We start from the raw sequence: 26,193 nt of genomic DNA, 5'->3' as shown, positions 1-26,193 counted from the left end.
GGGTTCTCACGGTCAGTGTTTACCTAGGTAGAAATCATGCAGGTCGCCACGGGCCAGCAACTCGTCGGCGCTGCCCGACAGCACCACGCGCCCGGTGTCGAGCACGTAGGCACTGGAAGCATATTTGAGCGCCACATTAATGTTTTGCTCGGCGATCAGAAAGCTCACCTGCGCCTCGCGATTGAGCTGGGCGACGATCTGGAAAATCTCCTGGACGATAATAGGCGCCAAACCCATGGACGGTTCGTCGAGCAGTACCAAAGTAGGACGGGTCATCAGCGCGCGGCCGATGGCGACCATCTGCTGTTCGCCGCCGGAGGTCAGGCCGGCCTGGGTCTTGCGTTTGGTTTTCAGGCGCGGGAACCAGGCGTAGATCCGCTCCAGGTCCTGAGCCAGTTCGCGCCGGCTCAGGCCCCGGACAAACCCGCCGCTGCGCAAGTTGTCTTCCACCGTCAACTGCGGGAACACATGGCGCCCCTCCAGCACATGGACCATGCCCTGGCGCACCCGGTGGCTGGGGTCGACGCCCGCAGTGTCGCGGCCGAGAAACTCGATGCTGCCCCGGCTGACCTCCGCGCGTTCGGCCCGCACCAGCCCGGAGATGGCCTTGAGCGTGGTGCTCTTACCCGCGCCGTTGGCCCCGAGCAAGGCAACGATGCCGCCCCTGGGCACACTCAGGGAGACCCCGGCCACGGCCAGAATCGCGCCGTCGTAGATCACTTCAATGTCCCGGACCTGTAACAGCGGGTCGCTCGAAACGGCGCTGGCGGCGTGGCTCATGGCTTATTCATCCCCGGTGCAGGTGCGCGGCGTGAGGTTTTTTTCCTTGGCGAAGGCGGCCGACTTTTCGTCGATCAGCGGCCGCAGCAAAGCGCGATCGGCGGCGATCCATTCGCTGACCAGGGCCCACTGGCTGCCGTCCCACTGCTGCACCCGGGCCGAACCGCCGCCTTCGTGGTCACGGCAAGAGAGCTTGAGGTTCTGCATCAGGCCCAGGTAACCCATGGCCTTGAGCCGCGCATCGTCGATATTCAGATGTTCCAGGCCCCAGCGCCCTTCCTCGCCGTTGAGCGGGCGCTTGCCGAACTTGCCCTGGGCGGTGCGGATCGCCTCGACCGCCACGGCGGCATTCACCAGCCCGGAGTTGTAGTAGACGCTGCCGAAGTTTTTCAGGTCCTTGAGATCACTCTTGCCCGAGTCGAGGATGGACTGCTTGAGGCGCTTGTGGATCTCGAAATCGCTGCCCGCCGGGTACGGGGTCAAAGCCAGGTAGCCCTTGGCCGCCGCGCCGGCCGGCAGTACGTCTTCGCTGGAACTGGCCCAGATATCGCCGACGATATGGTCCACCGGAAAGCCGAAGCGCGCCGCGGTCTTCACCGCCACTGGGGTCGACACGCCCCAGGTACGCAGGAACACCCAGTCCGGGTTCAACTGACGGACCTGCCGCCACTGCGCCGACTGCTCGTTGCCCGGGTCGGCCACCGGGATCTGGATATTCTCGAAGCCGTATTTCTGCGCCAGCAATTTCAGCGGGCCGAGGGTTTCGCGGCCATAGGCCGAGTCGTGGTAGACGGTGGCGATCTTCTTGCCCTTGAGCTTGTCGAAGCCCCCTTCGCGCTGGGCGATGTAGTTCACCAGGGTCGAGGCTTCGCTGTAGAAGGTCAGCATCACCGGGAAGTTATAGGGGAACACCGTGCCGTCGGTGGCCTCGGTGCGCCCGTAACCGAGGGTGATCAGCGGGATCTTGTCGACCTCCGCGCGCTCACTCAAGGCATAGGCCGCCGGTGCGCCGTTGGGCTGGTAGACCGCGACCGGCGCCCCATCCAGGCCTTTCTTGAAGCGCTCATAACATTCGATGCCCTTCTCTGCCGTCCATTCGGTCTCGCATTCCTGCCAGACCAGCTTGACCCCGTTGATCCCGCCTTCGACCTGATTGATGTAGTTCAGGTAGTCGATCATCCCCGCCCAGACCTGCACGCCGCTGGAGGCGTACGCCCCGACCCGGTAGGTGGCCAGGGGGAAAAACTGCTGGTCCGGCCCTGCCTGGGCCGCAGGCACCACACTGGCAAACGCCGCGAGCGCCAGGGCGGCGCGGGCCAGGCTGATTTTCAGGAAAGTCGCTCTCAAGGATGCACGCATAGTGGTTCTCTAACGAAATAGGGGTTGAACGGGATGGGGTCAGAAACGCAGCGGCCAGTGCGCCAGCCGTTGCCTGAAGTTGCCAAGCAGGCGGATCAGGCCCTCGGGCTCCTTGATCAGGAACATGATGATCAGCACGCCGAAGATGATTTTCTGCAGGTTCTGCAACTGCCCGGCATCCACCGCGCCGCCAAACAGCGCCTGCCCGGCGTGGCTGAGAAAGATCGGCAGCAGGCTGATAAAGGCCGCGCCGACGAAGTTGCCGGCGAGGCTGCCCATGCCGCCGATAATGATGATGAACAGGATCTGGAATGAGCGATTGATATCGAAGCTGCCGGCGCTGGCCGTGCCCAGGTAGGCAAAGGCCCAGAGCGCGCCGGCGATCCCCAGGTAGAACGAGCTGACGGCAAACGCCAGGCGCTTGTAGCGCACCACGCCGATGCCGATGACCGCGGCGGCGGTGTCCATGTCGCGGATCGCCATCCAGTTGCGGCCGATCTGGCTGTTCACCAGGTTGCGCGCCACCCAGGTCAGCAGCAGCACCGTGACCAAGGTCAGCAGGTAGCGCCCGACCGGAGTGTTGAGGTCATGGCCGAACAGGCTCAGGCTCGGCGCCGAGATGGTCCCCGATGAACCGTAGTTGTAGAACCAGGGGAATTTGACGAACAGCCACTCCAGGAAAAACTGCGCCGCCAGGGTGGTGACCATCAGGTAAAAACCCTTGATCCGCGAACTCGGCAGGCCGAACAACACCCCCACCATGGCGCTGATCAGGCCACCGCCCAGCAGCGCCAGCGGCAGTCCCAGCTCCGGCAGGCGCAGCAGGAAGCCGTAGGTGGCGAAGGCCCCGACCGCCATGAAACCCGCGGCCCCGACCGACGTCTGGCCGGTGTAGCCGGTGAGCAGGTTGAGCCCCAGGCCAGCCAGGGACAGCACCAGGAACGGAATCAGGATCGCGTTCAGCCAATAGTCGTTGCCCAGCAGCGGCACCGCGCCAAAGGCCAGCAGCAACAGGCCGATCAGGCCCCAGGGCAGGCGGCGCCGGACCAGCAGCACCGGCGCCGACGAATGCAACAGAGTCAGGGACATGAATTCACACTCGCTCGATGGCGCGTTCGCCGAACAGGCCGGCGGGACGGATATAAAGGAAGGCCAGGGCCAGCGCATAGGCGAACCAGGGGGTGATGCCGCCGCCGATCAGCGGGCCGATATAGACCTCGGCCAGGTTCTCGGCGGCACCGACGATCAGCCCGCCGACAATCGCCCCGCCGATGGAGGTGAAGCCGCCGATGATCAGCACCGGCAAGGCCTTGAGCACCACCAGCGACAGCGAGAATTGCACCCCTGGCGCGCGCCCCAGAGCAAGCCGGCCACCAGCCCGACCACCCCGGCCACCGCCCAGACGATCTGCCAGATGCGGTTGAGGTTGATGCCGATGGACAAGGCCGCGGTGGTATCGTCGGCCACCGCCCGCAGCGATACGCCGATGCGGGTCTTGTTGAACAACAGCGCCAGCACGGTCACCAGCACGAGGGCGGTCGCCGCCGCGATCAGGTCGAACTGGCTGACCATCAACGGCCCGAGAAACAGCGGCACGTCGTCGATGCCCAGGTCCAGGGCCCGGACCTGTGAGCCCATCAGCCCCTGGGCCAGGCCCTCGATGATGAACGACAGGCCGAGGGTCGCCATGAACAGGGTGATCTGCGAACGGTTAACCAGCGGCCGCAGCACCAGGCGTTCGATCAGCAGGGCGCCGACAACCATCACCAGCACCGTCAGCAGCAAGGCCACGGCAAAGGGCACGCCCTGTTCGTGGAGGCTGACAAAGGTCAGCGCGGCGAACAGCAGCATGGCGCCCTGGGCGAAGTTGAACACTCCGCTGGCCTTGTAGATCAGCACGAAGCCGATGGCCACCAGGGAATACATGGTGCCGGCCAGTAAGCCGCCGAGCAGGGTTTCGAGAAAGAAATTCATCAGTGCACCACTCCCAGGTAGGCCGCGATCACCTCCGGATTGGCCTGCACCTGGGCCGGGGTGCCGTCGCCGACCTTGCGTCCGTAATCGAGCACCACCACATGGTCGGACAGACCCATGACCACGCTCATGTCGTGCTCGATCAGGACCACGGTGGTGCCCAGGTCGCGGTTGATATCGGCGATAAAGCGCGCCATTTCCTGCTTCTCCTCGGCGTTCATCCCGGCCATGGGCTCATCCAGCAGCAACAGGCTGGGCTCGGCGATCAGCGCCCGCCCCAGCTCCACACGCTTTTGCAGGCCGTAGGACAGGTTGCCCACCAGCACATCGCGCTGGGCCTGCAGTTCAAGAAATTCGAGGATGCCCTGGGCCCGCTGGCGGAACGCCTCGGCCTCGCGCCGCGCCCGGGGCAGGCCCAGGGCCTGTTCGATAAAGCTGACGCGCATGTGTCGCGAAAGCCCGGTGAGGATGTTGTCGATCACGCTCATCTTCTTGAACAGCGCGTTGTTTTGAAAGGTGCGGCCAATGCCACGGCGCGCGGCGCTCAGAGGGTCGATACGCTTGAACGCCTGCTGGTTGAAGACGATGGCCCCGGCGTCGAAGCGGTACACGCCGTTCAACACATTGAGCAGGGAGCTTTTGCCGGCGCCGTTGGGGCCGATCAGGGCGCAGATCTCTCCACGCCGGACGTCGAAGGACAGTTCATTGATCGCCTTGACCCCCTTGAACGACAGGGAAATGGCGCTGACCTGCAAGATGCAATCGGTTGGGCTCATGCGATGTTCCGTTTGAATTCGGCCAGCCAGGTCGGCGCCGAGGCTCGCGCGGCGTGACTCGGGGCTTGCCAGATAAAGTCCAGGCGCTGGAAGCCGAGCAGGCGCCGCACGCGGTTTTTCAACAGCCGGGCCAGGCGGTGCTCGGGGTGGGCCAGCGCCCATTCGCAGAGTTGCCGGCGCCAGCTGAGGGGCGGTGCCAGGCGGTTTTCGATGTCGTCGGCCAGGCGTTGCAGGCGTTCGGCGGACAGCAGCAAGCCGCTGGGGGCCACGTCGCGGCGGTCGCGACCGGCACTGCCACGGCTTTCGGGGAACGCCAGGCTGTGGCCGCTGCTCAACCATTGTTCGAGCACCACCTTGAGCCCGTCCTGCCACTGGGTGCCCTCCTCGCTCCACAACTGCGCGGCGGCCACCGGCTGACGCCAGTAGACCTGGCGTTGCGGGGCTTCGCTGGCGCCGAGCAATGCAGCGAACTCCACCAGCGGTTGCGGTGCATCTGCCGGCAGGCGCGGCACCTGCTGGTTGCTGATCAGCACCAGTGGCGTTGGGGCGTGCTGCACCGCGGCCAGCCATTGCCGCAATTGCTGGCGCGAATGCACAAAGGCATGGCTCGGTTGCAAGCGCCATAAGGCCTGGCGCAGGGCCTCGGGGCCGAGCTCGTCGCCCAGGCTCAAGACCTGGGCGCCGATGCTCTGGGCCGCCAGGGCCAGCAGCAACAGGTTGGGTTCGAATGCACCGCTCAGGGCCAGCCGCGACTGCTCGCTGAAGCCCTGCTGGCGCAGGCCGTCGGCCAGGCGCTCGACATCGCGCAAGGCGTCGATCCAGCGCCAGGCATACCACTGGCCGTGACGCTTGTGGCGCAGCGCGGTTTGCAACGGGCTGACCTGGGCCCAGTGCCGCAGTTGCTCCAAGGCCTGGGGTAGGCTCAGCCGCCCGTCAGCGGCCAACGGCTCGGCAACGGGCGGACGTTTCAGTTCATGCACGCTCATGGGCTTACCTCGTATGGCTAAAGCGTGCGGTGGTCCGCTGGCTGGGGGTTGGGTGAATCAAAATCTGTGGCCGCTGCCCCTCATGAGCAACGACCATCCGCCTGCTGCAGCCCTATGTGTTTTCTGCCGAGGCTCCTCAGGCAGTTTTTTGCGCGGCGGCGCGTTGGCCACCCAGATCACGCCAGGCGCTGCCGGGGTGGATCTCGGGCAGGCGTGGGCCGGCGCCGAAGAGTTTTTCGCGCAGGGTGCCGGGGGCGTATTCGGTCTTGTACACGCCGCGCTTCTGCAACTCCGGCACCAGCAATTCCACGGCGTCGACAAAGGTCTCGTGGGTCAGGGCATACGCCAGGTTGAAGCCATCGACATCGGTGTCTTCGACCCACTCCTGCAACAGGTCGGCGACGGTCTCCGGGCTGCCGACGAACAACGGGCCAAAACCACCAATCCCCACCCAGTCCGCCAACTCATGGGGGTCCAGACCTTGTTCGGGTCCGCCGTGGAAAACGCCTCGACCGCCGACTGGATGGCGTTGGTGTGCACATGTTTAAGCGGTTCATCGGGCTTGAACTGGCTGAAATCGATACCGGTCCAGCCCGAGATCAGGGCCATCGCCCCCTCATAGCTGACCCAGGATTTGTACTCTTCGAACTTGGCCTTGGCCTTGGCATCGGTCTCGCCGAGGATCACCGTCTGCAGGTTGAAAATCAGGATCTTCGACGGATCACGCCCGGCCTCGGCGGCGCGGCGGCGAATATCGGCCACGGTCTTTTTCAGCAGCACCTTGGACGGCGCGGCAACAAATACGCATTCGGCGTGCTCGGCGGCAAACTGCTTGCCCCGGCTCGATGCCCCGGCCTGGTACAGCACCGGCGTGCGCTGCGGCGAGGGCTCGCACAGGTGGATACCGGGAACCTGGAAGTGTTTCCCAAAGTGCTGGATCTCGTGGATCTTGCTCGGGTCGCTGAAAATCCGCCGCTCGCGGTCACGCAGGATCGCCCCGTCTTCCCAACTGCCCTCCCAGAGCTTGTAGCAGACCTCCAGGTATTCTTCGGCAAAGTCATAACGCGCGTCGTGCTCGGTCTGGGTCTTCTGCCCCAGGTTCTTGGCCCCGCTTTCCAGGTAGGAGGTGACGATGTTCCAGCCGGCGCGGCCCTTGGTCAGGTGGTCCAGGGTCGACAGGCGCCGGGCGAAGGGATACGGGTGCTCGAACGACAGGGACGCGGTCAGGCCAAAACCCAGGTGCTCGGTCACCAGCGCCATCGGCGGGATCAGTTGCAACGGGTCGTTCACCGGAACCTGGGTCGCCTGGCGGATCGCCGCGTCACCGTTGCCGTTGTAGACGTCATAGATGCCCAGCACGTCGGCGATAAACAGACCGTCGAACTTGCCGCGTTCAAGAATCCTGGCCAGGTCGGTCCAGTATTCAAGGTCCTTGTATTGCCACGAGCGGTCGCGCGGATGCGCCCACAGGCCTGGGGATTGATGGCCGACGCAGTTCATGTCGAAGGCGTTGAGGCGAATTTCACGGGACATCAAACAGCACTCCTGAGGCTCGGTGGCAGCACGCCATTGAGGCGGTAGTTGCCGATCAACTGATATTTCCAGCGCAGCGGATCGTTCAGAGCCGCCAACTGCGGGCTGCGTTGCCCGGTCAATTCGAATTCGGCGTTACTTGCGGCCAGCAGCGCTTCGGCACTGGCAATCGCCGCCTCGGCCTGGGCCACGCTGACCTCGGCCGGGTCCTGGGCGGCGTTGCGCAGGGCTTCGGCCCGTTCGTGCAAGGCCGCCGCGACTTCGATGCGGATCTGCAAGTCGCCGAAACGACTGATCACATAGGGGTCGTCGCTGGCCTTGGCCAGGCCGCTGCCAGCCCAGGGCTGGGCCTGCTCGCGGACGAACAGCAGGGTCTGCTGCAACAGTTGCCGGGCGCGTTCCAGGTCATTGCCGCTGCGGGCCAGGGACGGCTGGGCGGCAGCGGTTTGGGTCAGTGCATTCATGAGCGAAGTCCTTTTAATTCCAGGCGTGACGGGCTGGCTTGACGCCGTTGAGCAGGAAGTTGCCGATCAGGTGGTATTTCCAGCGCGCCGGGTCATGCAGGGTGTGGGTGCGCGCGTTGCGCCAGTAACGGTCGAGGTTGTATTTGCCGAGCACCGAGCGGGTCCCGGCCAGTTCGAACAACTTGCTGCTGGCGAGCAAGGCGCTTTCGGCCGACAGCACCTTGGCCTGGGCCACCACCACCGAGGCGTGAGCCACGCTGTCTTCATTGGGGTTGAGCAAGGCCTGGTCGATGGCGCTCCCGGCTTTTTCGAGGATCGCCTCGGTGCCGTGGACGCGCCATTCCAGGTCGCCGATGGCGGCGATGGTGAACGGGTCCTGCCAGCCATGGTCCAGGCCGCTGTCGATCCAGGGCCGTGACTGGCGGGCGTAGTGTTTGGTTTCTTCAAGGGCGCCGACGGCGATGCCGGTGTCCACGGCGGCCTGGATAATCTGCGAAATCGGCCCGTCGGCCGTGGGCTCATCGAAGGCGCGATGGGCCGGGATCACCGCGCTCAGCGGCACCCGGACCGCGTTCAGGGTCACGCCGCCGCTGGCGGTGGTGCGCTGGCCGAAGCCGTCCCAGCTGTCGATCACTGTCAGCCCGGGGTTATCGCGCTCGATAAAGGCGATAAACGCCTGGTTCTGCTCGTTCACCGCCACCGCCGGCACGATATGGGCGAACAGCGCGCCGGTGCAGTAGAACTTCTCGCCGTCGATCTGCGCGCTGTCACCGTCGAAGCGGATCGTGGTTTCAAAGGCCCCGGCGTTTTTGCTCTTGGCTTCGGAGAAGGCATTGCCGAAGCGAACGCCCTGCAGCACCTTGCCGAAGTAGTAGCGCTTCTGCTCTTCGCTGGCGGTTTGCAGCAGGATGTCGAGCACGCCCAGGTGGTTCTGCGGGATCTGCCCCAGGGACGAGTCGACCGCGGAAATGATCTTGATCACTTCGGCCACCGTGACGTAGGACACCCCCGCGCCGCCGTATTCCCTGGGTATGGTGATGCCCCACAAGCCGCTGGCGGAAAACTCGTCGAGTTCGGCGACCGGCAGGCGCCGCTCGCGATCACGCACGCTGGCATCGACCGCAAAGCGCTCGGCCAGCTCCCGGGCGATGCTGATCGCCTCGGCGTCGGTGCGAATGATATGGGCGGTTCGAGTGGGTTGGGCAGAGGCTGTCATGGGCCGACTCCAAGTCCTGGATGAATGCGCCAGGCCCGTGGCGGACCTGTGTTTCAGGACTTATTGCAGAAGTCGTGCCGAAGTTTAAAAGCCTTGTTTATCAGCCTCTTAATCAACAATCAGAGAACTGGCATCAATTCAAAACAGGCAAAGTGTTCAAGCACTGTTGGCTGGCCAACAGTTGCCCTGGCGTCAGTTCAGACCACCACATTGCGCACGAAGCGCGTGGCCAGCGGGCCGTCGTTGCGATAGGCATGGGGCACGTGGCTGGCGAACATGAAGAACTCGCCGGTCTCGATCCGCCGCTCCGTATCGCCCAGTACCAGGGTAAGGCAGCCTTCGAACACATAGATCTGTTCGCTCCAGCCTTCGGCATCGCATTGCGACTGATAGAGCTCGCCCGGCTCCAGACGCCACTCCCAGAGTTCAACCTCGCGGGTGGCCACGGCCTTGGCCAGCAACATCGCCGTGCTGCCGGGGATGGTCCCGGCCCAGGCCAGCTCATTGATACGGCTGGGGTCACGCACTTCCGGGGCCTGGATCAGGTCGCTGAACGCGACCCCCAGGGCCGCGGCCACCCGGTCGAGGGTGCCCAGGCTGACGTTTTTCTCGCCGGCCTCGATGGCCACCAGCATCCGCCGGCTGACATCGGACTGTTCCGCGAGGACGCTCTGGCTCAGCCCGGCGGCGTGGCGCAGGCGGCGCACATTGAGGCTGACATGTTGCAGGACCGAAGCCCGCTGGCCGGATTCTTTGTGCACTATATTGCTCACTTAGAAGGATTGCGCAGTATACTGCCCGCATTTCGGCGCATTGTGCGTTCCACTCCCCCTGTACGCAAGGTCATGACTCCGGTGAACTCCCGCAAAACCTTCCTCAAGCTGAGCAAAGCCGAATGCGTGCTGGTGCTGATCACCATGATCTGGGGCGGCACCTTCCTGATGGTGCAGCACGCCATGACCGTGAGCGGGCCGATGTTTTTCGTCGGCCTGCGCTTTGCCGCCGGCGCAATCATCGTCGCGCTATTTTCGGCCCGCAGCCTGCGGGGCCTGACCTGGTTCGAACTCAAGGCCGGGACTTTCATCGGCACCGCGATCATGCTCGGCTACGGCTTGCAGACCATCGGCCTGCAGACCATTCCCAGCAGCCAGTCGGCCTTTATCACCGCGCTCTACGTGCCCTTTGTACCGCTGCTGCAATGGCTGTTCATGGGCAAGCGCCCGGGGCTGATGCCGAGCATCGGCATCATGCTGGCCTTTACCGGGCTGATGCTGCTGTCGGGGCCCAACGGCGCTTCGCTGGATTTCAGCCCCGGGGAAATCGCCACCCTGATCAGCACCGTGGCCATTGCCGCAGAAATCATCCTGATCAGCAGCTACGCCGGCCAGGTCGATGTGCGCCGGGTCACCGTGGTGCAACTGGCGGCGACCTCATTGCTGGCGTTCCTGATGGTGGTACCGACCCAGGAAAGCCTGCCGTCGTTTTCCTGGCTGCTGCTGGCCAGCGCCCTGGGCCTGGGCGCCGCCAGTGCGGCGATCCAGGTGGCGATGAACTGGGCGCAGAAAAGCGTCTCGCCGACCCGCGCCACCCTGATCTACGCCGGCGAACCGGTCTGGGCCGGGCTGGTCGGACGCATCGCCGGCGAACGGCTGCCGGCCCTGGCCCTGGTCGGTGGTGCGCTGATCGTGGCGGCAGTGATCATCAGCGAGCTGAAAACCAGGGGCCGTGCCGAACCGGTGCCTGAGGCGGATGAGCAGGAGCAGACGCTGGAATCACGCCAGTAAGCACCAGGCTACTTGGGCAGGGAGCGCAGGATGGCGGTCAGGTCCTGGCGCGTGACCTGGCCGGCGCGCACGGCCTGGACGATATCGTCGCGGGTCATCGGGGGGCGCGGGATGGGTGCGTCCGGGTTGTCCAGGTCAACGTTGTACAGCCAGGTGGGCGCCCCCAGAGTGGGGCCGTGTTCCAGGTCCGCCGGCACCTCTTCATGGGCAAACGCGCCCTTGTGATAGAAGTACGCCAGGTAGCGGACGTGCCCTTCGGCAAAGGCGGTGTCCAGAAACAGCAGCGTGCCCGGCGGCAGCGCATACACGTTGTCATCCTCCAGGGGCCCTCCGATCAGCAAGGGTTCAAGGGTCTTGATCTTCCGCATCCCCATGCTCGGCGAACTGGCGATAAAGCCGAACCACAGGTTGACGAGCAACCCCAGGATGATGACCAGCAGCACGATGATCAGGGTCTTGTGGCGCAAGGTAGTGGAAGTCATGGGAAGTCTGCAGGGTCCTTTGCAAGCCTGGGGTCGGCGCGGGCGCCACGATAACATTTAGCGATGGCCGCAGGTCACTGGCGGTGTCGAGTAAATGGCCACGGTTTTTGGGCAGGTGTCGGGTTTGTCCCCTACTTTGAAACCTGATGTAACTAGTTTTGTAGGATCCTGGCACAGCTTGACGTTTGGTGATCCGGGGTCCGGCACGTATCATTCGTCAGAATTCTCCGCAGATTAGAAGCCTATGTCCCTGATAGTTCTATTGCTTCTACCTTTTATTGGAAGCTGTGTAGCGGCCTTGTTGCCGCACAACGCACGTAACACCGAATCCCTGTTGGCCGGCCTTGTTGCCTTGGCCGGGACCATTCAAGTAGCCCTTTTATATCCCCAGATCGCCCATGGCGGCGTGATCCGCGAGGAGTTCATGTGGCTGCCCAGCCTGGGCCTGAACTTCGTCCTGCGCATGGACGGCTTTGCCTGGCTGTTCTCCATTCTGGTATTGGGCATCGGCACCCTGGTGTCGCTGTACGCCCGCTACTACATGTCGCCGGAAGACCCGGTGCCACGCTTCTTTGCGTTTTTCCTGGCGTTCATGGGCGCCATGCTGGGCCTGGTGATTTCCGGCAACCTGATCCAGATCGTGTTCTTCTGGGAACTGACCAGCCTCTTCTCGTTTCTGCTGATCGGCTATTGGCACCACCGCTCCGACGCCCGCCGTGGCGCCTACATGGCGCTGATGGTGACCGGCGCGGGCGGCTTGTGCCTGCTGGCGGGGGTCATGCTGCTCGGCCATGTCGTCGGCAGCTACGACCTGGATCAGGTACTGGCCGCCGGCGACCTGATTCGGGCCCATGCCCTGTACCCCATCCTGTTGCCGCTGATCCTGATCGGCGCCCTGAGCAAAAGCGCACAATTCCCCTTCCACTTCTGGCTGCCCCACGCCATGGCCGCACCGACCCCGGTCTCGGCCTACCTGCACTCCGCGACCATGGTCAAGGCCGGAGTGTTCCTGCTGGCCAGGCTCTGGCCCGCGCTTTCCGGCAGTGAAGAATGGTTCTGGATCGTCGGCGGCGCCGGTGCCTGCACCCTGGTGCTGGGCGCGTATTGCGCGATGTTCCAGAACGATCTCAAGGGCCTGCTGGCCTACTCCACCATCAGCCACCTGGGCCTGATCACCCTGCTGCTGGGCCTGAACAGTCCGCTGGCCGCCGTGGCGGCGGTGTTCCACATCCTTAACCACGCCACCTTCAAGGCCTCGCTGTTCATGGCCGCCGGGATCATCGACCACGAGAGCGGCACGCGGGATATCCGCAAGCTCAACGGCCTGGTCAAGCTGATGCCGTTCACCGCGACCCTGGCCATGGTGGCCAGTGCCTCCATGGCCGGTGTACCGCTGCTCAACGGTTTCCTGTCCAAGGAAATGTTCTTCGCCGAAACCGTGTTCATCAACTCCACCGCCTGGGTCGAAGCCGCCCTGCCGGTGATCGCCACCATCGCCGGGACCTTCAGCGTCGCCTATGCCCTGCGCTTTACCGTCGACGTGTTCTTCGGCGAGCCGGCCACCGACCTGCCCCACACCCCGCACGAGCCGCCGCGCTGGATGCGCGCGCCGGTGGAGCTGCTGGTGTTCACCTGCCTGCTGGTGGGGATTTTCCCGGCGCAGATCGTCGGTCCGCTGCTGGCCGCTGCGGCCTTGCCGGTGGTGGGCGGGGTCCTGCCCGAGTACAGCCTGGCGATCTGGCACGGCCTGAATGCGCCGATGATCATGAGCCTGATTGCCATGTCCGGCGGCATCGTGCTCTACCTGCTGCTGCGCAAGCAGCTGCACCTGGGACGCTTCGCCTACCCGCCGCTGACCGGCGCGCTCAACGGCAAGCGCCTGTTCGAACGCAGCCTGGTGAGCATGATGCGCCTGGCCCGACGCCTGGAGCGGTGGATCAGCACCCGGCGCCTGCAGACCCAATTGTTCCTGCTGGTTTTGACCGCCGTGCTGCTGGGCCTGATCCCGATGCTCAACAGCAGCCTGACCTGGGGCGACCGGCCGAAGATCCCGGGCTCGATCGTGTTCGTCACCCTGTGGCTGCTGGCAATTGCCTGTGCCCTGGGCGCCGCCTGGCAAGCCAAGTATCACCGGCTGGCGGCCCTGACCATGGTCAGCGTCTGCGGCCTGATGACCTGCGTGACCTTCGTCTGGTTCTCGGCGCCGGACCTGGCCCTGACTCAACTGGTGGTCGAAGTGGTGACCACGGTCCTGATCCTGCTCGGCCTGCGCTGGCTGCCGCGGCGGATCGAAGACGTCTCGCCACTGCCCAGCAGCGTGCCCAAGGCGCGCATCCGCCGCCTGCGCGACCTGGCGCTGTCGACCGCCGTCGGCCTCGGCATGGCGGTGCTCTCCTACGCCATGCTGACGCGCCAGACACCGAATGACATTTCCTCGTTCTACCTCAGCCGCGCCTTGCCCGAGGGCGGTGGCAGCAATGTGGTGAACGTGATGCTGGTGGACTTCCGGGGCTTCGACACCCTGGGTGAAATCACCGTGCTGGTAGCCGTGGCCCTGACCGTGTTCGCCCTGCTGCGACGCTTCCGCCCGCCCAAGGAAAGCATGCAACTGCCGGCCCAGCAGCGCCTGCTGGCACCGGACGTGGTCACCGACCTGGTCAACCCGCGCCAGGCCAGCGATACCGCCCTGGGCTTCATGATGGTGCCGGCGGTGCTGGTGCGCCTGCTGCTGCCAGTGGCCCTGGTGGTGTCGTTCTACCTGTTCATGCGCGGGCACAATCAGCCGGGCGGCGGTTTCGTCGCCGGCCTGGTGATGTCGGTGGCTTTCATCCTGCAATACATGGTCGCCGGCACCCAATGGGTCGAGGCGCAGATGAGCCTGCGACCGTTGCGCTGGATGGGCACCGGGCTGCTGTTCGCCACGGTTACCGGCCTCGGGGCCATGGCCTTCGGCTATCCGTTCCTGACTACCCATACCCTGCACCTGAGCGTGCCGGTACTGGGTGATATCCATATCGCCAGCGCGCTGTTCTTCGACATCGGGGTCTACGCGGTGGTGGTCGGTTCGACCCTGCTGATCCTCACTGCCCTGGCGCACCAATCGGTGCGGGCCCACAAGCCGAACCAGATCAAAGCCCTGCCCAAGCCTGGAGCCGCCTGATGGAAGAAGTCATCGCAATCGCCATCGGCGTCCTGGCCGCCTCCGGAGTCTGGCTGGTACTGCGCCCGCGGACCTTCCAGGTGGTGATGGGCCTGTGCCTGCTGTCCTACGGGGTCAACCTGTTTATCTTCAGCATGGGCAGCCTGTTCATCGGCAAGGAGCCGATCATCAAGGACGGCGTGCCCCAGGACCTGCTGCACTACACCGACCCGCTGCCCCAGGCGCTGGTCCTCACCGCTATCGTCATCAGTTTCGCCATGACCGCGCTGTTCCTGGTGGTGCTCCTGGCGTCGCGAGGCCTGACCGGCACCGACCACGTGGATGGCCGGGAGCCTAAAGAATGAACCTGATGCCGCACCTGATAGCCGCCCCCATCCTGCTGCCGTTACTGACGGCCGCGATCATGCTGATGCTTGGCGAGAAACATCGCCCGCTCAAGGCCCGGATCAACCTGTTTTCAAGCATGGTCGGCCTGGGTATCTCCGTGCTCCTGCTGTACTGGACCCAGCAACAAGGCGTGCCCGGCTCGATCGGCGTGTACCTGCCGGGCAACTGGCAGGTGCCGTTCGGCATCGTGCTGGTGGTCGATCGCCTGTCAGCACTGATGCTGGTGCTGACCGGAATCATCGGCGTCAGCGCCCTGCTGTTCGCCATGGCTCGCTGGGACCGCGCCGGGGCCAGCTTCCACGCACTGTTTCAGATCCAGCTGATGGGCCTCTACGGGGCCTTCCTGACCGCCGACCTGTTCAACCTGTTCGTGTTTTTCGAAGTGCTGCTGGCTGCCTCCTACGGCTTGATGCTGCACGGTTCGGGGCGCGCCCGGGTCTCGTCGGGCTTGCACTACATCGCGATCAACCTCCTGGCGTCGTCGCTGTTCCTGATCGGCGCGGCGCTGATCTACGGCGTCACCGGAACCCTGAACATGGCCGACCTGGCGCTGAAGATCCCGCTGGTGCCGGAGGCCGACCGTGGCCTGCTGCATGCCGGCGCGGCGATCCTCGCCACCGCGTTCCTGGCCAAGGCCGGGATGTGGCCGCTGAACTTCTGGCTGGTGCCGGCCTACTCCTCGGCCAGCGCGCCGGTGGCGGCGATGTTCGCGATCATGACCAAGGTCGGCGTCTACACCCTGCTGCGCCTGTGGACCCTGCTGTTTTCCGGGCAGGCCGGCGCATCGGCCTACTTTGGCGGCGAGTGGCTGATCTACGGCGGCATGGCGACAATTGCCTGCGCGGCCCTGGCGATTCTCGCCGCCCAGCGCCTGGAGCGCATGGCCAGCCTGAGCATTCTGGTCTCGGCCGGGATCCTGCTGTCGGCCGTAGGGTTCGCCCAGCCACAATTGATCGCCGGGGCGCTGGTGTACCTGGTCAGTTCCACCCTGGCCCTGAGTGCGCTGTTCCTGCTGGCGGAGTTGATCGAACGCTCGCGCTCGGCCAATGAAATCCCCCTGGAGGATGAAGTCGAAGTCCTGCCACGACCGCTGGAATCCCTGCAACCGCCCCGGGGCACCAACCTCGATGACGAGCAAAAAGCCGTGGTCGGCCAGGTCATCCCCTGGACCATGGCCTTCCTCGGCCTGAGCTTTATCGCCTGCGCCCTGCTGATTATCGGCATGCCGCCACTGTCGGGGTTTATCGGCAAGCTGAGCCTGATCAGCGCCCTGCTCAACCCGCAAGGCCTGGGCGTTGCCAGCGAGCAGCCGATCAGCCTCGCGGCCTGGGGCTTGCTGGCGTTGCTGATTCTCTCGGGGCTGGCCTCGCTGATCGCCTTTTCCCGGGTTGGCATCCAGCGCTTCTGGACTCCCGAGGAGCGGCCTTCGCCCCTGCTGCGTCGTTTTGAATGCGTGCCGATCATCGCCCTGCTGGGGCTGAGCGTGCTGCTGACGTTCAAGGCCGAGCCGCTGCTGCGCTTCACCCAGGCCACCGCCGACAGCCTCAACAACCCGCAGCAATACGTGATGGCGGTGCTGGGCACCCGCGCCGTGCCCAGTCCTGAAGCCCGAGCCGCAGCGCTGGAGGTGCAGCCATGAAGCGCATCTTCCCCGCCCCCTGGCTGTCCCTGGCGCTGTGGCTGCTGTGGCTGCTGCTCAACCTGTCCCTGAGCCCGGGCAACCTGTTGCTGGGGGCGATCCTGGGTTTCGCCGCCCCCCTGCTGATGCGCCCGTTGCGGCCATTGCCAATCCGCATTCGCCGGCCCATGACCATCCTGCGCCTGTTCCTGCTGGTGGGCCGCGATGTGGTGCTGTCCAACCTGGCGGTGGCCTGGAGCGTGCTGAATGCCGGACGCCGGCCGCCACGCTCGAAGTTCGTCAAGATCCCCCTGGACCTGCGCGATGCCAACGGCCTGGCGGCGCTGTCGACCATCACCACGGTGGTGCCGGGCACGGTCTGGTCGGAATTGTCCCTGGACCGCAGCATCCTGCTGCTGCACGTGTTCGACCTGGACGACGAAGAGCAATTCATCGAGCACTTCAAGACCGCCTATGAGCGGCCACTGATGGAGATCTTCGAATGAGCGCCCTCCTCTCCAATGCAATCCTGCTCAGCCTGTTCCTGTTTTCGGTGGCCATGGTCCTGACCCTGGTCCGCCTGTTCAAGGGCCCTTCGGCCCAGGACCGGGTCCTGGCCCTGGACTACCTGTACATCCTGGCGATGCTGATGATGCTGGTGCTGGGCATTCGCTACGCCAGTGATACCTACTTCGAGGCGGCGCTGCTGATCGCGCTGCTCGGGTTTGTCGGCTCCTTCGCCCTGGCGAAATTCCTTCTGCGTGGCGAGGTGATCGAATGAATGGCCTGGTTGAATTGTCGCCCTGGGTCGAGATCCCCGTGGCGATCCTGCTGGTGCTCAGCAGTCTGTTCGCCCTGATCGGCGCGGTGGGCATGCTGCGCATGAAGGACTATTTCCAGCGCATGCACCCGCCGGCGCTGGCCACCACCCTGGGCTCCTGGGCCGTGGCGCTGGCGTCGATCATCTACTTTTCGGCGCTCAAGTCCGGCCCGGTATTGCATGCCTGGCTGATCCCGATCCTGCTGGCGATCACCGTGCCGGTGACCACCCTGCTGCTGGCCCGCGCCGCGCTGTTTCGCAAGCGCATGGCCGGGCACGATGTACCGGCCGAAGTCAGCAGCAAGCGCAGCGAGAGCGGTAACTGAAGAGCGGTGGTGGCGCAACGGCAACCCCGCTGCCTCAGTTCCACGCCACCACCAGCAGGCCGGCCCCCAGCGCCACGCACAGCGGCGAATAGACCAGGCTGTCGAGCCGTGCGAAGCGCGACGGGCTGGGCTCCTTGAAGAAGCCCACCAGGCTCGAATCGCCAATGGCCCGGGCGAACATCAACAGCGCAATTGCACTGATCAACCACTGCAACCACGGCTGGCCCAGCAGCGGCAGAAACAGCCCGACCCGCAGGCACACCAGCAGCGCAATCAACAACAACCCCAGGGCCACCAGCGCGGTGATCCATGCCGTCGGCCGGAACGCCGGCTGCCACTGGCCCGGTGCCGCACCCGCCACCTGGGGCACCACCGCCTCGCTGCCAAGCCGCCCGCCCAGGGCCCAGTACAGATGAACCAAGGCAATCAGGATCAAAACCGTGGCTGTTCCTTGCGCGACCAAAAGGCTCATGCTCAGACATCCCTGACAAAAATGTCGCTGAAGAATGGACCGCCCCGGACGTTTTTGTAAGTGCTTTCAGTCGCACCGATGGTAAAGTGCCGCCCCATGAAACTTGCCCGAACCGACCGCTCACTGCTGGCCTGGATGCTCTATTGCTGCGTCCTGTTCAACGTGTTCGCCTGCAGCATCGGTCACGGGCAAATGGTCGGCATGCAGCTCAACGGCATCGGCGGCCAGTTCTGTGCGGTCGACCCGCAGACCCAGGCACCGAGCCCCGTGAGCCCCGGCGATGAGTCGCTGCCGACCCTGTCCAAGGCCTTCGGTTGTCCGCTGTGTTCCAGTGGCGGCATGGGCCCGGCACTCAACTCCAGCCTGACCCTGGCGATCCTGCCGGAGCAGCACAGCCCGCCCCCGGCGCCGATCGCCAGCGCTGAAATCCCCACCCGCTTCCTCTGGCCCACGGCCCACCCGCGCGCCCCACCTGTCGCCTGACTCTTTCGCTCGACCACCTGCCCACCGCGCCAACGCGTGGCGTTCGGCCGTGGGCTGATTCCTAGCCAAGAATTCAGGATACTTCGATGAAACACCTTCCTTTGCTGGCCGGCCTGTTCGGCTGCCTGTCCGCCAACGCCTGGGCGCAAGCCAGCCTCGACCTGGCCCCGATCACCATCGACGGCGAACAGGAGGCCGAACCGGGCCTGGCCCTCGACCAAGCCGGGGGCATCGCTTCGCGCCTGGGCCTGAGCCTGCGGCAGACCCCGGCCTCGGTGGCCGTGGCCAATCGCAGCGATATGCAGCGCCACGGCGCGCGGACTTTCCAGGACGCAGCCAACAGCCTGCCCGGGGTCAATGCCAGCGCTCCGCCGGGCTTTGGCGGATTTGTCTCCTACCGGGGTTTCAGCAACAGCCAGATCACCCAGATGTTCAACGGCATCAACGTCTCCAGCGGCCTGGCGCGGCCGGTGGATGCCTGGATCTACGACCGGGTCGAGTTGCTCGGTGGCCCGGCCTCCCTGGTCAATGGCGCAGGCTCGGTGGGCGGTTCGCTGAACTACGTGAGCAAACTGGCCAACCGCCAGGAACAGGCGGCCGAGGGCCGAATCAGCTACGCCACCTACGACACGACCCAGACCGCCTTCGGCCTCAACCATGCCCTCAGCGACGCGGGCGCCGAGGTCCAGCACTACGCGCGCCTGGACCTCAGCCACAACACCAGCAATGGCTATATCGACCGCCAGCAGGGCGATGCCTGGAGCCTGGCATTTTCCCTGCTCAGCGACCTGACCCCGGACCTGTCCCACACCCTGGCCCTGGAGTACCAGGACGAGCACCAGGACAGCCCCTACTGGGGCACTCCGGTGCTCAACCCCAAGGCCGGCGAACTGAAGATCGACAAGCACAACCGCTTCAACAACTACAACGTCGCGGACGGCCGCTACGAGCAGCGCACGATCTGGGTGCGATCGATCATCGACTACCGGATCAACGACAGCACCAGCCTGAGCAACACCCTCTACCACCTGGACAGCCAGCGCGATTACCGCAACCTCGAGACCTACCAGTACAACGCCGACAACAGCCGGGTGAATCGCTCCACCGCCTATCAGGTGCGGCACCAGGGCGAGCAGAACGGCAACCAGTTCCAATTGCGCCACGAGGGCCAGCTGTTCGGCCTCGACAGCACCTGGTCCAGCGGCTTCGAGTACAAGGTCAACCGCCTCACCAGTTCGCCGCTCAACGTCAAGGCCGCCAACAGTGTCGATCCCGATAACTACTTGCCCGGGCACTTCTATGACCTGCCACAGACCCGCCAGGGCTTTGTCGCCGACAAGACCAATGAGGTCACGACCCGGGCGCTGTTCGCCGAGAACCGCCTGGCGCTGACCGAACGCCTGGCGCTGGTGAGCGGCCTGCGCTACGACGCGATCGAACTGGACCTGACCAACCACCGTGAAGTCACGCCCAGCAACCCGCGTCATCTCACGCGACGCTGGGAGCCGGTCACCGGGCGCCTCGGCCTGACCTACCAGTTCATCCCCAGCGCCAACGTCTACGTGCTGTACAGCACGGCCGCCGAACAGCCCAATGGCACCCAGAACTTCGACGTATCGACCGGCAAGCAATGGGAGATCGGCAGCAAATTCGACTACCTGGACGGCCGGGGCTCGGCCACGCTGGCGGCCTACCGCATCGAGCGCCAGGACTTTTCGGTGACCGACCCGCAGGATCCAAGCAACAGCATTGCGGTAGGCCAGCAGCGTTCGCGGGGCGTGGAACTGGCCAGCTCGCTGCACTTGAGCCCCAACCTGCTGCTGGAGGGCAACTTCGCCTGGGTCGATGCCCGGTATGACGAGTTCAACGAGAAAGATGCCGCCGGCAACGTGGTCTCGCGCAAGGGCAATACCCCGGTCAACGTGCCGGACCGGGTGGGAAACCTGTGGCTGACCTATGACCTGACAGCGCGCTGGCAAACCGGGGTCGATGCGCGGCACGTGGCCTCGGTGTTCGCCGACAACGCCAACACCCTTACCGTGCCGTCATACACGCTGTATGGGAGCTTCCTGACCTACAAGGTCGACTCACAGACCAGCGTCACCGGCCGCATACGCAACCTCACCAACCAGGTCTACGCCGAATACGCCCACGTCTCACCGGCCTACTACCTGGGCACCCCACGCACCTTTGAGCTGGCGGTGCAGACCCGCTTCTGAGCCACCACCGCCCTCTCACCGACCCGCCGCCGGCCTACAGCGCGGCGGCAACCTTGTCGGCAATGTCCTTGGGCAGCCAGGCGCGCCACAGGTCCGGGTGTTGCTTGAGGAACGCCTGGGCTGCCTGGCGCGGATCGCCGTGCTTTTCACTCATCTCGGCCAGGGCCTTGTTCAGGGGCTCGATGGGCAGGGTGACCTTGCTGAAGGTCTCGGCAATCTGCGGGTACTGCTGTTTGAAGGGCGCAGACACCCCAATCGACAGTTTCGAGGCCAGGGAACGGGTGGGCTTGGGATGGGGGTTGTCGGCGTCGGTCAGGGTCTTCCAGGCCTCGGCGTCGAAGGCCGGCTCTTCCAGCTGCACCAGCTTGAAGCGACCGATCAGTGGGGTCGGCGACCAGTAGTAGAACAGCACCGGTTTGCCACGGCGGATCGACGAGCTGATTTCCGCATCCAGGGCCGCGCCGGAGCCGCTGCGAAAATTCACATAGCTGTCGGCCAGGCCGTAAGCCTTGAGCTTCTGCTGGTTGACCACTTCCGAGGTCCAGCCGATGGGGCTATTGAGAAAGCGCCCCTTGTCCGGGCTCTCCGGGTCCTTGAACACGTCCTTGTAGCGCGGCAGGTCACTGACGCTGCGCAGGTCCGGCGCCAGAGGCTTGATGCCGCGGGCCGGGTCGCCCTTGATCACGTACTCCGGCACCCACCAGCCTTCGGTGGCCCCCTTGACCGTGTCGCCCAGGGCCAGGACCTTGCCCTCAGCCTCGGCCTTGACCCATACCGGGCTGCGTCCGGCCCACTCTTCGCCGATGACCTGGATATCGTTATTGGCCAGGGCGGTTTCCAGGGTAATAGTGGTGCCCGGCAAGGTGTCGGTGGGCAGGCCGTACCCGGTCTCGACCAGGGTGCGCAGGATCTCGGTGATCAGGCTGCCGCTTTCCCAGTTCAGGTCGGCGAAATGGATCGGCGCCTGCGCGGCCGTGGCTGGCAGCCCCAGCGTCGAGCCGAATGTGAACAACGTACCGACCACCAGCGCTCGAAGTCCCTTCATGCCTGTGCACCCCGTGCTTTCATAGCGTTAGCAGAATGGTCTTCCAGCACAGAGCCGGAAGCCTCTGAATATTCAGTCAACAGACTGTAGTAGAGGTTCCGGTTTTCGAAGCCTGGCGGCTATTTTTCGGCGGGGGCCTGCAACTGCTGGAGTTCCCGACGCACCATGCTGGCGTAGGGCGCCGGACGCAGGTTGTACAGTTGTGCCGCCACCCAGTTCAGCCAGGCGCCTTGCAGCACGGCCTTTTGCGCGAACAGGCGCTGGGCTTCGGCGCGGGCGAGTTCCTGGTGCTGCTGATGAAACTCGGCGCGACTGGCGCTCGTCACTCGCTGGCCTTGAAGGTCACCAGTTCACCCTTGCGCCATTTGGCGGCCTTGCCGGTCACGGCCTTCAGGGTCTTGGTCAGGCCTTCTTGCAGTTGTTCGTGGGCGGCGAACACCATGACCACGGTGTGACCTTCCTTGAACAGGATCCCGTGCCCGTCGGCGCTGGTCACAAAGGCGTATTCGCCCAGCCCGTAGACGGTGATCTTGATTTCACGAAACTTGATCTCGAACTTGCCGCCTTCGCGGCTGGGCAACACCGCCGCGCGAAAATGATCGCCGACCTTGAGTTCCAGGCGCTGTTTATCGTCAACCACCAGGGCGGATTCGGTGTCGATTTCGGCAATGTAAATGCCTTCGGCGGTTTGCTCGGTGATGTACACAAAACGGGACTGAAACTGCTTCACCAGCTTTGCGCGCAAATCACCCAACACGAACAAAGCATGCATCTCAAGATTACTTACTGCCAAGGAAAGCTCCCCAACGCAAAAGATAAAGTGCCCCGCAGGAAAAACGGGCAGCACAAAAAAAGGCCAGAGCGGCGCTCTCGCCGCAATGGTTCACACAAAAACCCGAGGTAGGCCGGACACGCCTTCAGCACCTGTCTGGATACAGACACGCCTGAAACACTGAAGGAGGTGACACTGAAGACCGGTAAACAGCACAGGCTCACAAAGGCGGTAAATAAGGCGATATCGCCTGGTGCCACGCCGATGGGAAGGCCCGGATCAAGCACTGATCACTGACCACAGGGGCAATTCTAGAGCAACTTTATGCCTTGCGACCATTCAAAGCGGCGGCAAAGGCCTGATCAAGGTATTAAAACGATCACCGGGTACGATTATTCAGGCCGCAGTACAAAGTGCCAAAACAATCAGTGGCGGGATTCTAACCATTGACCACGGCATCTGCATACATCCCTTGTCCTGGAAAGGTACTTGGAACATTCCCAAATCAAAGTAGGAGGATTCAACGCGAAACGACACTGAGTTAACTCAGCACTCCTGCGACAACAACTGCCATACTGCGCCGTTAACGAAAAACCAGCCAGCACGGCAAAGCTCCACCCGCACAATAATCTCCAAAGGAAGGCTCATCAGTGACGGAATTAGATATAGGCGAGTTCTTCATCCGTGGGGAATCCCGGGAAGTCGAAGGCGAGTTTCAAGCGGTTATCGTGATGCGTGCCAAACCCCCATTGACCACCGTGACCTTCCATCAGGTCGAGAAGGACCGCTGGTTCAAGACCTCGGAAACCGCCGCCGTTGCCGCCGTCGAGGCCGCCAGGGCATTGAAGCTGGCAGTCGACCAGGGAGCGCTGAAGTCCTGAGTGCAGCACACAGCCATCAAGGATCTGGCTGAACCACCGATACCCCGGCGAGCATCCATTTAAGAGCATCATGATGATCAACTTGAATCCACAGGCTCGCCTGCCCGCCCTGGCGCCGGCACCCGCCGCCAGCACCGCCGCCGCCCAAGCCGAAGACGATGAGCGCTCAGGCAACCTGTTTGGCACCCGGGCCAGCGCCGGCAATGAGCTGGACAACCTGCTGCTGGCGAAGAAAAAGCACCTGCTGCGCCTGAAAAAACAGATCGAGCAACTGCAACAGAAACTGCGGCGGGCCACTGCCCGGCTGGCAATGGTCAAGGCTGCCCGATCCGGTTCCGAAGCCGGGCGGGCGATGCTGGTGTCCGCCGCCCGCGCTCAGGTCCTGGCCTTGACCAGCGCGCTGTCCATGGCCCAGACCGCCCTGTTTCAAGCTGAAAGCGCGATGATCGGCTCGGTCGACACCAGCGCCTGAATCGGCGCATCCAAACCTGCGGCCCTCACCGATCGAACTCCTGGCGCCCACCCGCCTCAGATGCACTGAATGCCTCTCGCCCGACCTAGGGCACTTTCAGCGCAAGGAGATCATCTATGGATACGCCAACCCACGACCTCACAGGATTGTTCGATCAACTCGGGCTGGACTCCGCACCCGCCGCCATCGACGGCTTCATCGCCCAGCACTCGCCCCTGGCCGAGGATCAGAAGCTGATCGACGCGCCCTTCTGGACCCCGCAACAGGCGGCATTTCTCAAGGAACAACTGCGTGAAGACGCCGACTGGGCCCGGGTGGTGGATGAGCTGAATCTGCGCCTGCACCAGCACAGCTGAGGCGCGGTCGATCAGCGCAGGCCCCGGCAGCTCATGCCGCCGGGGCCTGCGGGCCTAAATCACGGTGACGGCGATGCTGTCGTTCTGCACCGTGATGTTCAGCGTGGAGTCCCAATCGCGCACCTCCACGGTGATGCTGATCTGCGTCGGCGCGGTAGTCTTGTACACCGTCAACGTCTGCAGACCACTGGCCACTGGCAGCGGCGCACCGAAGTTCGCCGCACCATTGAGCCCCCAGCGGGCCAGACCGAGTGTTACCGCCGTGGTGTTTTGCGCTTGTGCACCGCCGACAATATTGACTGTCACATTAGCAACCATCTTCAGTTCTCCATTGATAGTTAAAAAGCCACTCAGTTAATTCTGTACAACACTGTTTGGAGCTTGATCAATCACTCGCTAAAAACATTCAAGCTCTACGAATTGCTCAGTTCCAACTGCAAGCCGTCCTGACTCGCCTGAACTTCCCACTTCAGCGGCCAGTCACTGTCCTGGGTGACATAACTATTCCCCGGATAGACCACATTGAGCACAGTCGTCTGCGCAGTCACTCCGTTGCAGATCAAATCCAGAACTACATTGCCAGCCACGGGTACCGTATAAAGAACCACATTGGTTTGAGCGTTTATATTCACGGTAGCCAGAATGGCTGGCTGGTTGTGGAGCTTGATATCAACCCGCTGCCCGACGGCCGTTCTATTTGTTGCGTGTATAACAATAACCATTTGATTTCACTCATAAATATTTCAAGAAAACGGCTTATCCCGCCTGACAAGTGCTGCCGCTCAAAGGCCGCAGCACTTACCCTGCTCCTGGCCCACGCTAGCCATAATGTCGTTCAGCCACCATTACACAACATTACACGTCCTTATTTCCTGCAGGCCTGTTCATTCAATGCAGAAAATTACAACTGATGTAATCATTTGTAATTGCTGAAAACAACGCGAGAAAGATACGTTCTCCTGGCAAACAAAAGTTTCATCTCGAACAACAAACCTATGACTTCGAGATAAACCTCACGTTCTGCACACCCATAAGGTTGACCTGCTTATTGCAGGTTTGACTCACAACACTTGCAACTAAAATTCAAACTAAAAGGGCATTGACATGAGCACTACCTATACCATCAACGTGACCAACAATTCGCAAATCGCACAAGACTTTTTCTTCTTCCAGTCTCCCGCCAACTATGTCGGTGGAGGAAGTGTTTATTCCAACAGCCTGTTCCATTCACAGTTGCAGCCGTACAGCACCTCCGGCTCGGTCCTGACCTTTCAGATGAACCAGCAGTACTTTGCCGGTGCCCAGACCCAGACCGCACCGCCCACCGTCGGCCATGTTTCCGGCGGGACCACCTCCAGCCAACCGATCAACCTGACACCTGCAAACACCCCCCCAGTCGGTAACGCCACCAACCTGAGCGTTTCGCCGTTGGGCCTGACCCCGGCGTTTTCACAGACAGGCGTGCAGCCGGGCGCATTTCGCATCATTGCCCCCACCTACAACCCCTTTACCACCGGCAACTTCAACATCGGCTCGGCCATCCAGAATGCCGCCGGTGGACCCGCTACCGTGTCGAACTTCGTGGTGGCCCAACCCAATCAGTTCGTCGATTGCCAGCCCGTCCTGGTGTTCTACGTACAGACCGGCAGCTACCAGGCAGGGACGGTGATCAACTTCTCCAGCGCCTCCAACCTCTCGGCCGCCTGCGATACCACTACCGGGCATACCACCTTCGATGTGACCTATAACATCGACGGCACCTGGGGCATCAACCCTCAGTAAAACCGAGCTCCATCCGTTGGCGGCGTCCAGCAGCCGTGGCGCGCTC

The 26,193-nt window shown here is 63.5% G+C and carries 28 protein-coding genes and 2 pseudogenes; 14 read left to right on the top strand and 16 right to left on the bottom strand.

The genetic code is table 11. The features are described 5' to 3' along the window. Positions 1 to 12 precede the first annotated feature (12 nt). The 10 genes and pseudogenes from JFU57_RS20920 to JFU57_RS20875 all read right to left on the bottom strand — a co-directional run bounded on the left by JFU57_RS20920 (position 13) and on the right by JFU57_RS20875 (position 9,849). The gene (locus JFU57_RS20920; RefSeq protein ID WP_020300647.1) at positions 13 to 780 is read right to left on the bottom strand and encodes an ABC transporter ATP-binding protein; all 768 of its coding nucleotides are present in this window, start codon (positions 778 to 780) and stop codon (positions 13 to 15) included. Positions 781 to 783: 3 nt separating this feature from the next. Then, complete coding sequence (locus JFU57_RS20915) at positions 784 to 2,139, bottom strand: ABC transporter substrate-binding protein (protein ID WP_201130646.1); 1,356 nt, start codon at positions 2,137 to 2,139, stop codon at positions 784 to 786. Positions 2,140 to 2,178: 39 nt separating this feature from the next. Further along, positions 2,179 to 3,228, bottom strand: coding sequence for a branched-chain amino acid ABC transporter permease (locus JFU57_RS20910; protein ID WP_201130645.1), 1,050 nt, complete (start codon positions 3,226 to 3,228; stop codon positions 2,179 to 2,181). Between the two features lie 4 nt (positions 3,229 to 3,232). Further along, positions 3,233 to 4,113: pseudogene (locus JFU57_RS20905) on the bottom strand (branched-chain amino acid ABC transporter permease). Further along, on the bottom strand, positions 4,113 to 4,889 hold the full coding sequence (locus tag JFU57_RS20900; RefSeq protein ID WP_201130644.1) for an ABC transporter ATP-binding protein: 777 nt from the start codon (positions 4,887 to 4,889) through the stop codon (positions 4,113 to 4,115). The pseudogene JFU57_RS20905 and the gene JFU57_RS20900 overlap by 1 nt, the downstream one beginning before the upstream one ends. Then, positions 4,886 to 5,875 carry an AMP-binding protein gene (locus JFU57_RS20895; protein WP_201130643.1) on the bottom strand — a complete coding sequence of 330 codons (990 nt, stop codon included), beginning with the start codon at positions 5,873 to 5,875 and terminating at the stop codon, positions 4,886 to 4,888. Before JFU57_RS20895 ends, JFU57_RS20900 begins: the two co-directional genes overlap by 4 nt. A gap of 136 nt (positions 5,876 to 6,011) precedes the next feature. Continuing rightward, positions 6,012 to 7,408 (bottom strand): annotated as a pseudogene (locus JFU57_RS20890) (LLM class flavin-dependent oxidoreductase). Then, a complete protein-coding gene (locus JFU57_RS20885; protein WP_020300640.1) occupies positions 7,408 to 7,872 on the bottom strand; it encodes an acyl-CoA dehydrogenase in 465 nt (154 codons plus the stop codon). Before JFU57_RS20885 ends, JFU57_RS20890 begins: the two are co-directional and overlap by 1 nt. A 13-nt stretch (positions 7,873 to 7,885) precedes the next feature. After that, positions 7,886 to 9,088 (bottom strand): SfnB family sulfur acquisition oxidoreductase, encoded by a 1,203-nt coding sequence (locus tag JFU57_RS20880; RefSeq protein WP_201130642.1) that lies wholly within the window; start codon positions 9,086 to 9,088, stop codon positions 7,886 to 7,888. Between the two features lie 197 nt (positions 9,089 to 9,285). Beyond that, complete coding sequence (locus JFU57_RS20875) at positions 9,286 to 9,849, bottom strand: helix-turn-helix domain-containing protein (protein WP_020300638.1); 564 nt, start codon at positions 9,847 to 9,849, stop codon at positions 9,286 to 9,288. Between JFU57_RS20875 and JFU57_RS20870 the strand changes: the two genes are divergently transcribed. Continuing rightward, positions 9,844 to 10,872 carry a DMT family transporter gene (locus JFU57_RS20870; protein ID WP_102047923.1) on the top strand — a complete coding sequence of 343 codons (1,029 nt, stop codon included), beginning with the start codon at positions 9,844 to 9,846 and terminating at the stop codon, positions 10,870 to 10,872. The two genes, JFU57_RS20875 and JFU57_RS20870, sit on opposite strands and share 6 nt — an antisense overlap. An 8-nt stretch (positions 10,873 to 10,880) precedes the next feature. On the opposite strand, the gene JFU57_RS20865 is transcribed toward JFU57_RS20870, so the two are convergent. Then, positions 10,881 to 11,354 carry a hypothetical protein gene (locus JFU57_RS20865; RefSeq protein WP_201130641.1) on the bottom strand — a complete coding sequence of 158 codons (474 nt, stop codon included), beginning with the start codon at positions 11,352 to 11,354 and terminating at the stop codon, positions 10,881 to 10,883. A 244-nt stretch (positions 11,355 to 11,598) separates the two neighbouring features. Between JFU57_RS20865 and JFU57_RS20860 the strand changes: the two genes are divergently transcribed. The 6 genes from JFU57_RS20860 to JFU57_RS20835 are packed head-to-tail and all read left to right on the top strand — an operon-like array spanning position 11,599 to position 17,665. Further along, positions 11,599 to 14,514: a monovalent cation/H+ antiporter subunit A gene (locus JFU57_RS20860; RefSeq protein WP_078471440.1), complete on the top strand. Its 2,916-nt coding sequence runs from the start codon at positions 11,599 to 11,601 to the stop codon at positions 14,512 to 14,514. Next, complete coding sequence (locus tag JFU57_RS20855; RefSeq protein WP_003202835.1) at positions 14,514 to 14,858, top strand: Na+/H+ antiporter subunit C; 345 nt, start codon at positions 14,514 to 14,516, stop codon at positions 14,856 to 14,858. The genes JFU57_RS20860 and JFU57_RS20855 overlap by 1 nt, the downstream gene beginning before the upstream one ends. Next, positions 14,855 to 16,540 (top strand): monovalent cation/H+ antiporter subunit D, encoded by a 1,686-nt coding sequence (locus tag JFU57_RS20850; protein WP_201130640.1) that lies wholly within the window; start codon positions 14,855 to 14,857, stop codon positions 16,538 to 16,540. Before JFU57_RS20855 ends, JFU57_RS20850 begins: the two co-directional genes overlap by 4 nt. Next, positions 16,537 to 17,025, top strand: a complete 489-nt coding sequence (locus JFU57_RS20845) for a Na+/H+ antiporter subunit E (protein WP_078471442.1) — start codon at positions 16,537 to 16,539, stop codon at positions 17,023 to 17,025. The genes JFU57_RS20850 and JFU57_RS20845 overlap by 4 nt, the downstream gene beginning before the upstream one ends. Then, positions 17,022 to 17,300 carry a K+/H+ antiporter subunit F gene (locus JFU57_RS20840; protein ID WP_078471443.1) on the top strand — a complete coding sequence of 93 codons (279 nt, stop codon included), beginning with the start codon at positions 17,022 to 17,024 and terminating at the stop codon, positions 17,298 to 17,300. Before JFU57_RS20845 ends, JFU57_RS20840 begins: the two co-directional genes overlap by 4 nt. Then, positions 17,297 to 17,665, top strand: a complete 369-nt coding sequence (locus tag JFU57_RS20835) for a Na+/H+ antiporter subunit G (protein ID WP_020300631.1) — start codon at positions 17,297 to 17,299, stop codon at positions 17,663 to 17,665. Before JFU57_RS20840 ends, JFU57_RS20835 begins: the two co-directional genes overlap by 4 nt. 34 nt (positions 17,666 to 17,699) lie before the next feature. Here the strand turns inward: JFU57_RS20835 and JFU57_RS20830 are convergent, their stop codons facing one another. Continuing rightward, complete coding sequence (locus JFU57_RS20830; protein WP_201130639.1) at positions 17,700 to 18,137, bottom strand: DUF3995 domain-containing protein; 438 nt, start codon at positions 18,135 to 18,137, stop codon at positions 17,700 to 17,702. Between the two features lie 96 nt (positions 18,138 to 18,233). Between JFU57_RS20830 and JFU57_RS20825 the strand changes: the two genes are divergently transcribed. Together JFU57_RS20825 and JFU57_RS20820 are read left to right on the top strand one after the other, a co-directional pair. Continuing rightward, positions 18,234 to 18,620, top strand: a complete 387-nt coding sequence (locus JFU57_RS20825) for a DUF2946 domain-containing protein (RefSeq protein ID WP_201130638.1) — start codon at positions 18,234 to 18,236, stop codon at positions 18,618 to 18,620. A gap of 86 nt (positions 18,621 to 18,706) precedes the next feature. Continuing rightward, a complete protein-coding gene (locus tag JFU57_RS20820; protein ID WP_201130637.1) occupies positions 18,707 to 20,839 on the top strand; it encodes a TonB-dependent receptor in 2,133 nt (710 codons plus the stop codon). 34 nt (positions 20,840 to 20,873) lie between these two features. On the opposite strand, the gene JFU57_RS20815 is transcribed toward JFU57_RS20820, so the two are convergent. The 3 genes from JFU57_RS20815 to JFU57_RS20805 all read right to left on the bottom strand — a co-directional run bounded on the left by JFU57_RS20815 (position 20,874) and on the right by JFU57_RS20805 (position 22,677). After that, positions 20,874 to 21,884, bottom strand: a complete 1,011-nt coding sequence (locus tag JFU57_RS20815) for an ABC transporter substrate-binding protein (protein WP_201130636.1) — start codon at positions 21,882 to 21,884, stop codon at positions 20,874 to 20,876. A gap of 119 nt (positions 21,885 to 22,003) precedes the next feature. After that, complete coding sequence (locus tag JFU57_RS20810) at positions 22,004 to 22,210, bottom strand: hypothetical protein (RefSeq protein WP_078471448.1); 207 nt, start codon at positions 22,208 to 22,210, stop codon at positions 22,004 to 22,006. Continuing rightward, positions 22,207 to 22,677 (bottom strand): hypothetical protein, encoded by a 471-nt coding sequence (locus tag JFU57_RS20805; protein WP_371106562.1) that lies wholly within the window; start codon positions 22,675 to 22,677, stop codon positions 22,207 to 22,209. The genes JFU57_RS20810 and JFU57_RS20805 overlap by 4 nt, the downstream gene beginning before the upstream one ends. 629 nt (positions 22,678 to 23,306) lie before the next feature. Between JFU57_RS20805 and JFU57_RS20800 the strand changes: the two genes are divergently transcribed. From JFU57_RS20800 to JFU57_RS20790, 3 genes are all read left to right on the top strand, one after another. Continuing rightward, on the top strand, positions 23,307 to 23,537 hold the full coding sequence (locus JFU57_RS20800; protein ID WP_201130635.1) for a hypothetical protein: 231 nt from the start codon (positions 23,307 to 23,309) through the stop codon (positions 23,535 to 23,537). A 73-nt stretch (positions 23,538 to 23,610) separates the two neighbouring features. Continuing rightward, positions 23,611 to 24,009, top strand: coding sequence for a hypothetical protein (locus JFU57_RS20795; protein ID WP_201130634.1), 399 nt, complete (start codon positions 23,611 to 23,613; stop codon positions 24,007 to 24,009). 116 nt (positions 24,010 to 24,125) lie between these two features. Further along, on the top strand, positions 24,126 to 24,365 hold the full coding sequence (locus JFU57_RS20790) for a DUF2789 domain-containing protein (protein WP_078471451.1): 240 nt from the start codon (positions 24,126 to 24,128) through the stop codon (positions 24,363 to 24,365). A 54-nt stretch (positions 24,366 to 24,419) separates the two neighbouring features. Here JFU57_RS20790 and JFU57_RS20785 read toward each other — a convergent pair whose 3' ends face one another. Continuing rightward, a complete protein-coding gene (locus JFU57_RS20785; protein ID WP_078471452.1) occupies positions 24,420 to 24,683 on the bottom strand; it encodes a hypothetical protein in 264 nt (87 codons plus the stop codon). A gap of 56 nt (positions 24,684 to 24,739) precedes the next feature. Here JFU57_RS20785 and JFU57_RS20780 point away from each other — a divergent pair, with 56 nt between their 5' ends. Together JFU57_RS20780 and JFU57_RS20775 are read left to right on the top strand one after the other, a co-directional pair. Beyond that, the gene (locus JFU57_RS20780; protein WP_201130633.1) at positions 24,740 to 25,276 is read left to right on the top strand and encodes a hypothetical protein; all 537 of its coding nucleotides are present in this window, start codon (positions 24,740 to 24,742) and stop codon (positions 25,274 to 25,276) included. A 193-nt stretch (positions 25,277 to 25,469) separates the two neighbouring features. Further along, the gene (locus JFU57_RS20775) at positions 25,470 to 26,147 is read left to right on the top strand and encodes a hypothetical protein (protein WP_201130632.1); all 678 of its coding nucleotides are present in this window, start codon (positions 25,470 to 25,472) and stop codon (positions 26,145 to 26,147) included. Positions 26,148 to 26,193: the final 46 nt, after the last annotated feature.

The organism is Pseudomonas sp. TH07 (genome assembly GCF_016651285.1).
Classification (GTDB): domain Bacteria; phylum Pseudomonadota; class Gammaproteobacteria; order Pseudomonadales; family Pseudomonadaceae; genus Aquipseudomonas.
This window is presented reverse-complemented; position numbering and strand designations above follow the sequence as displayed.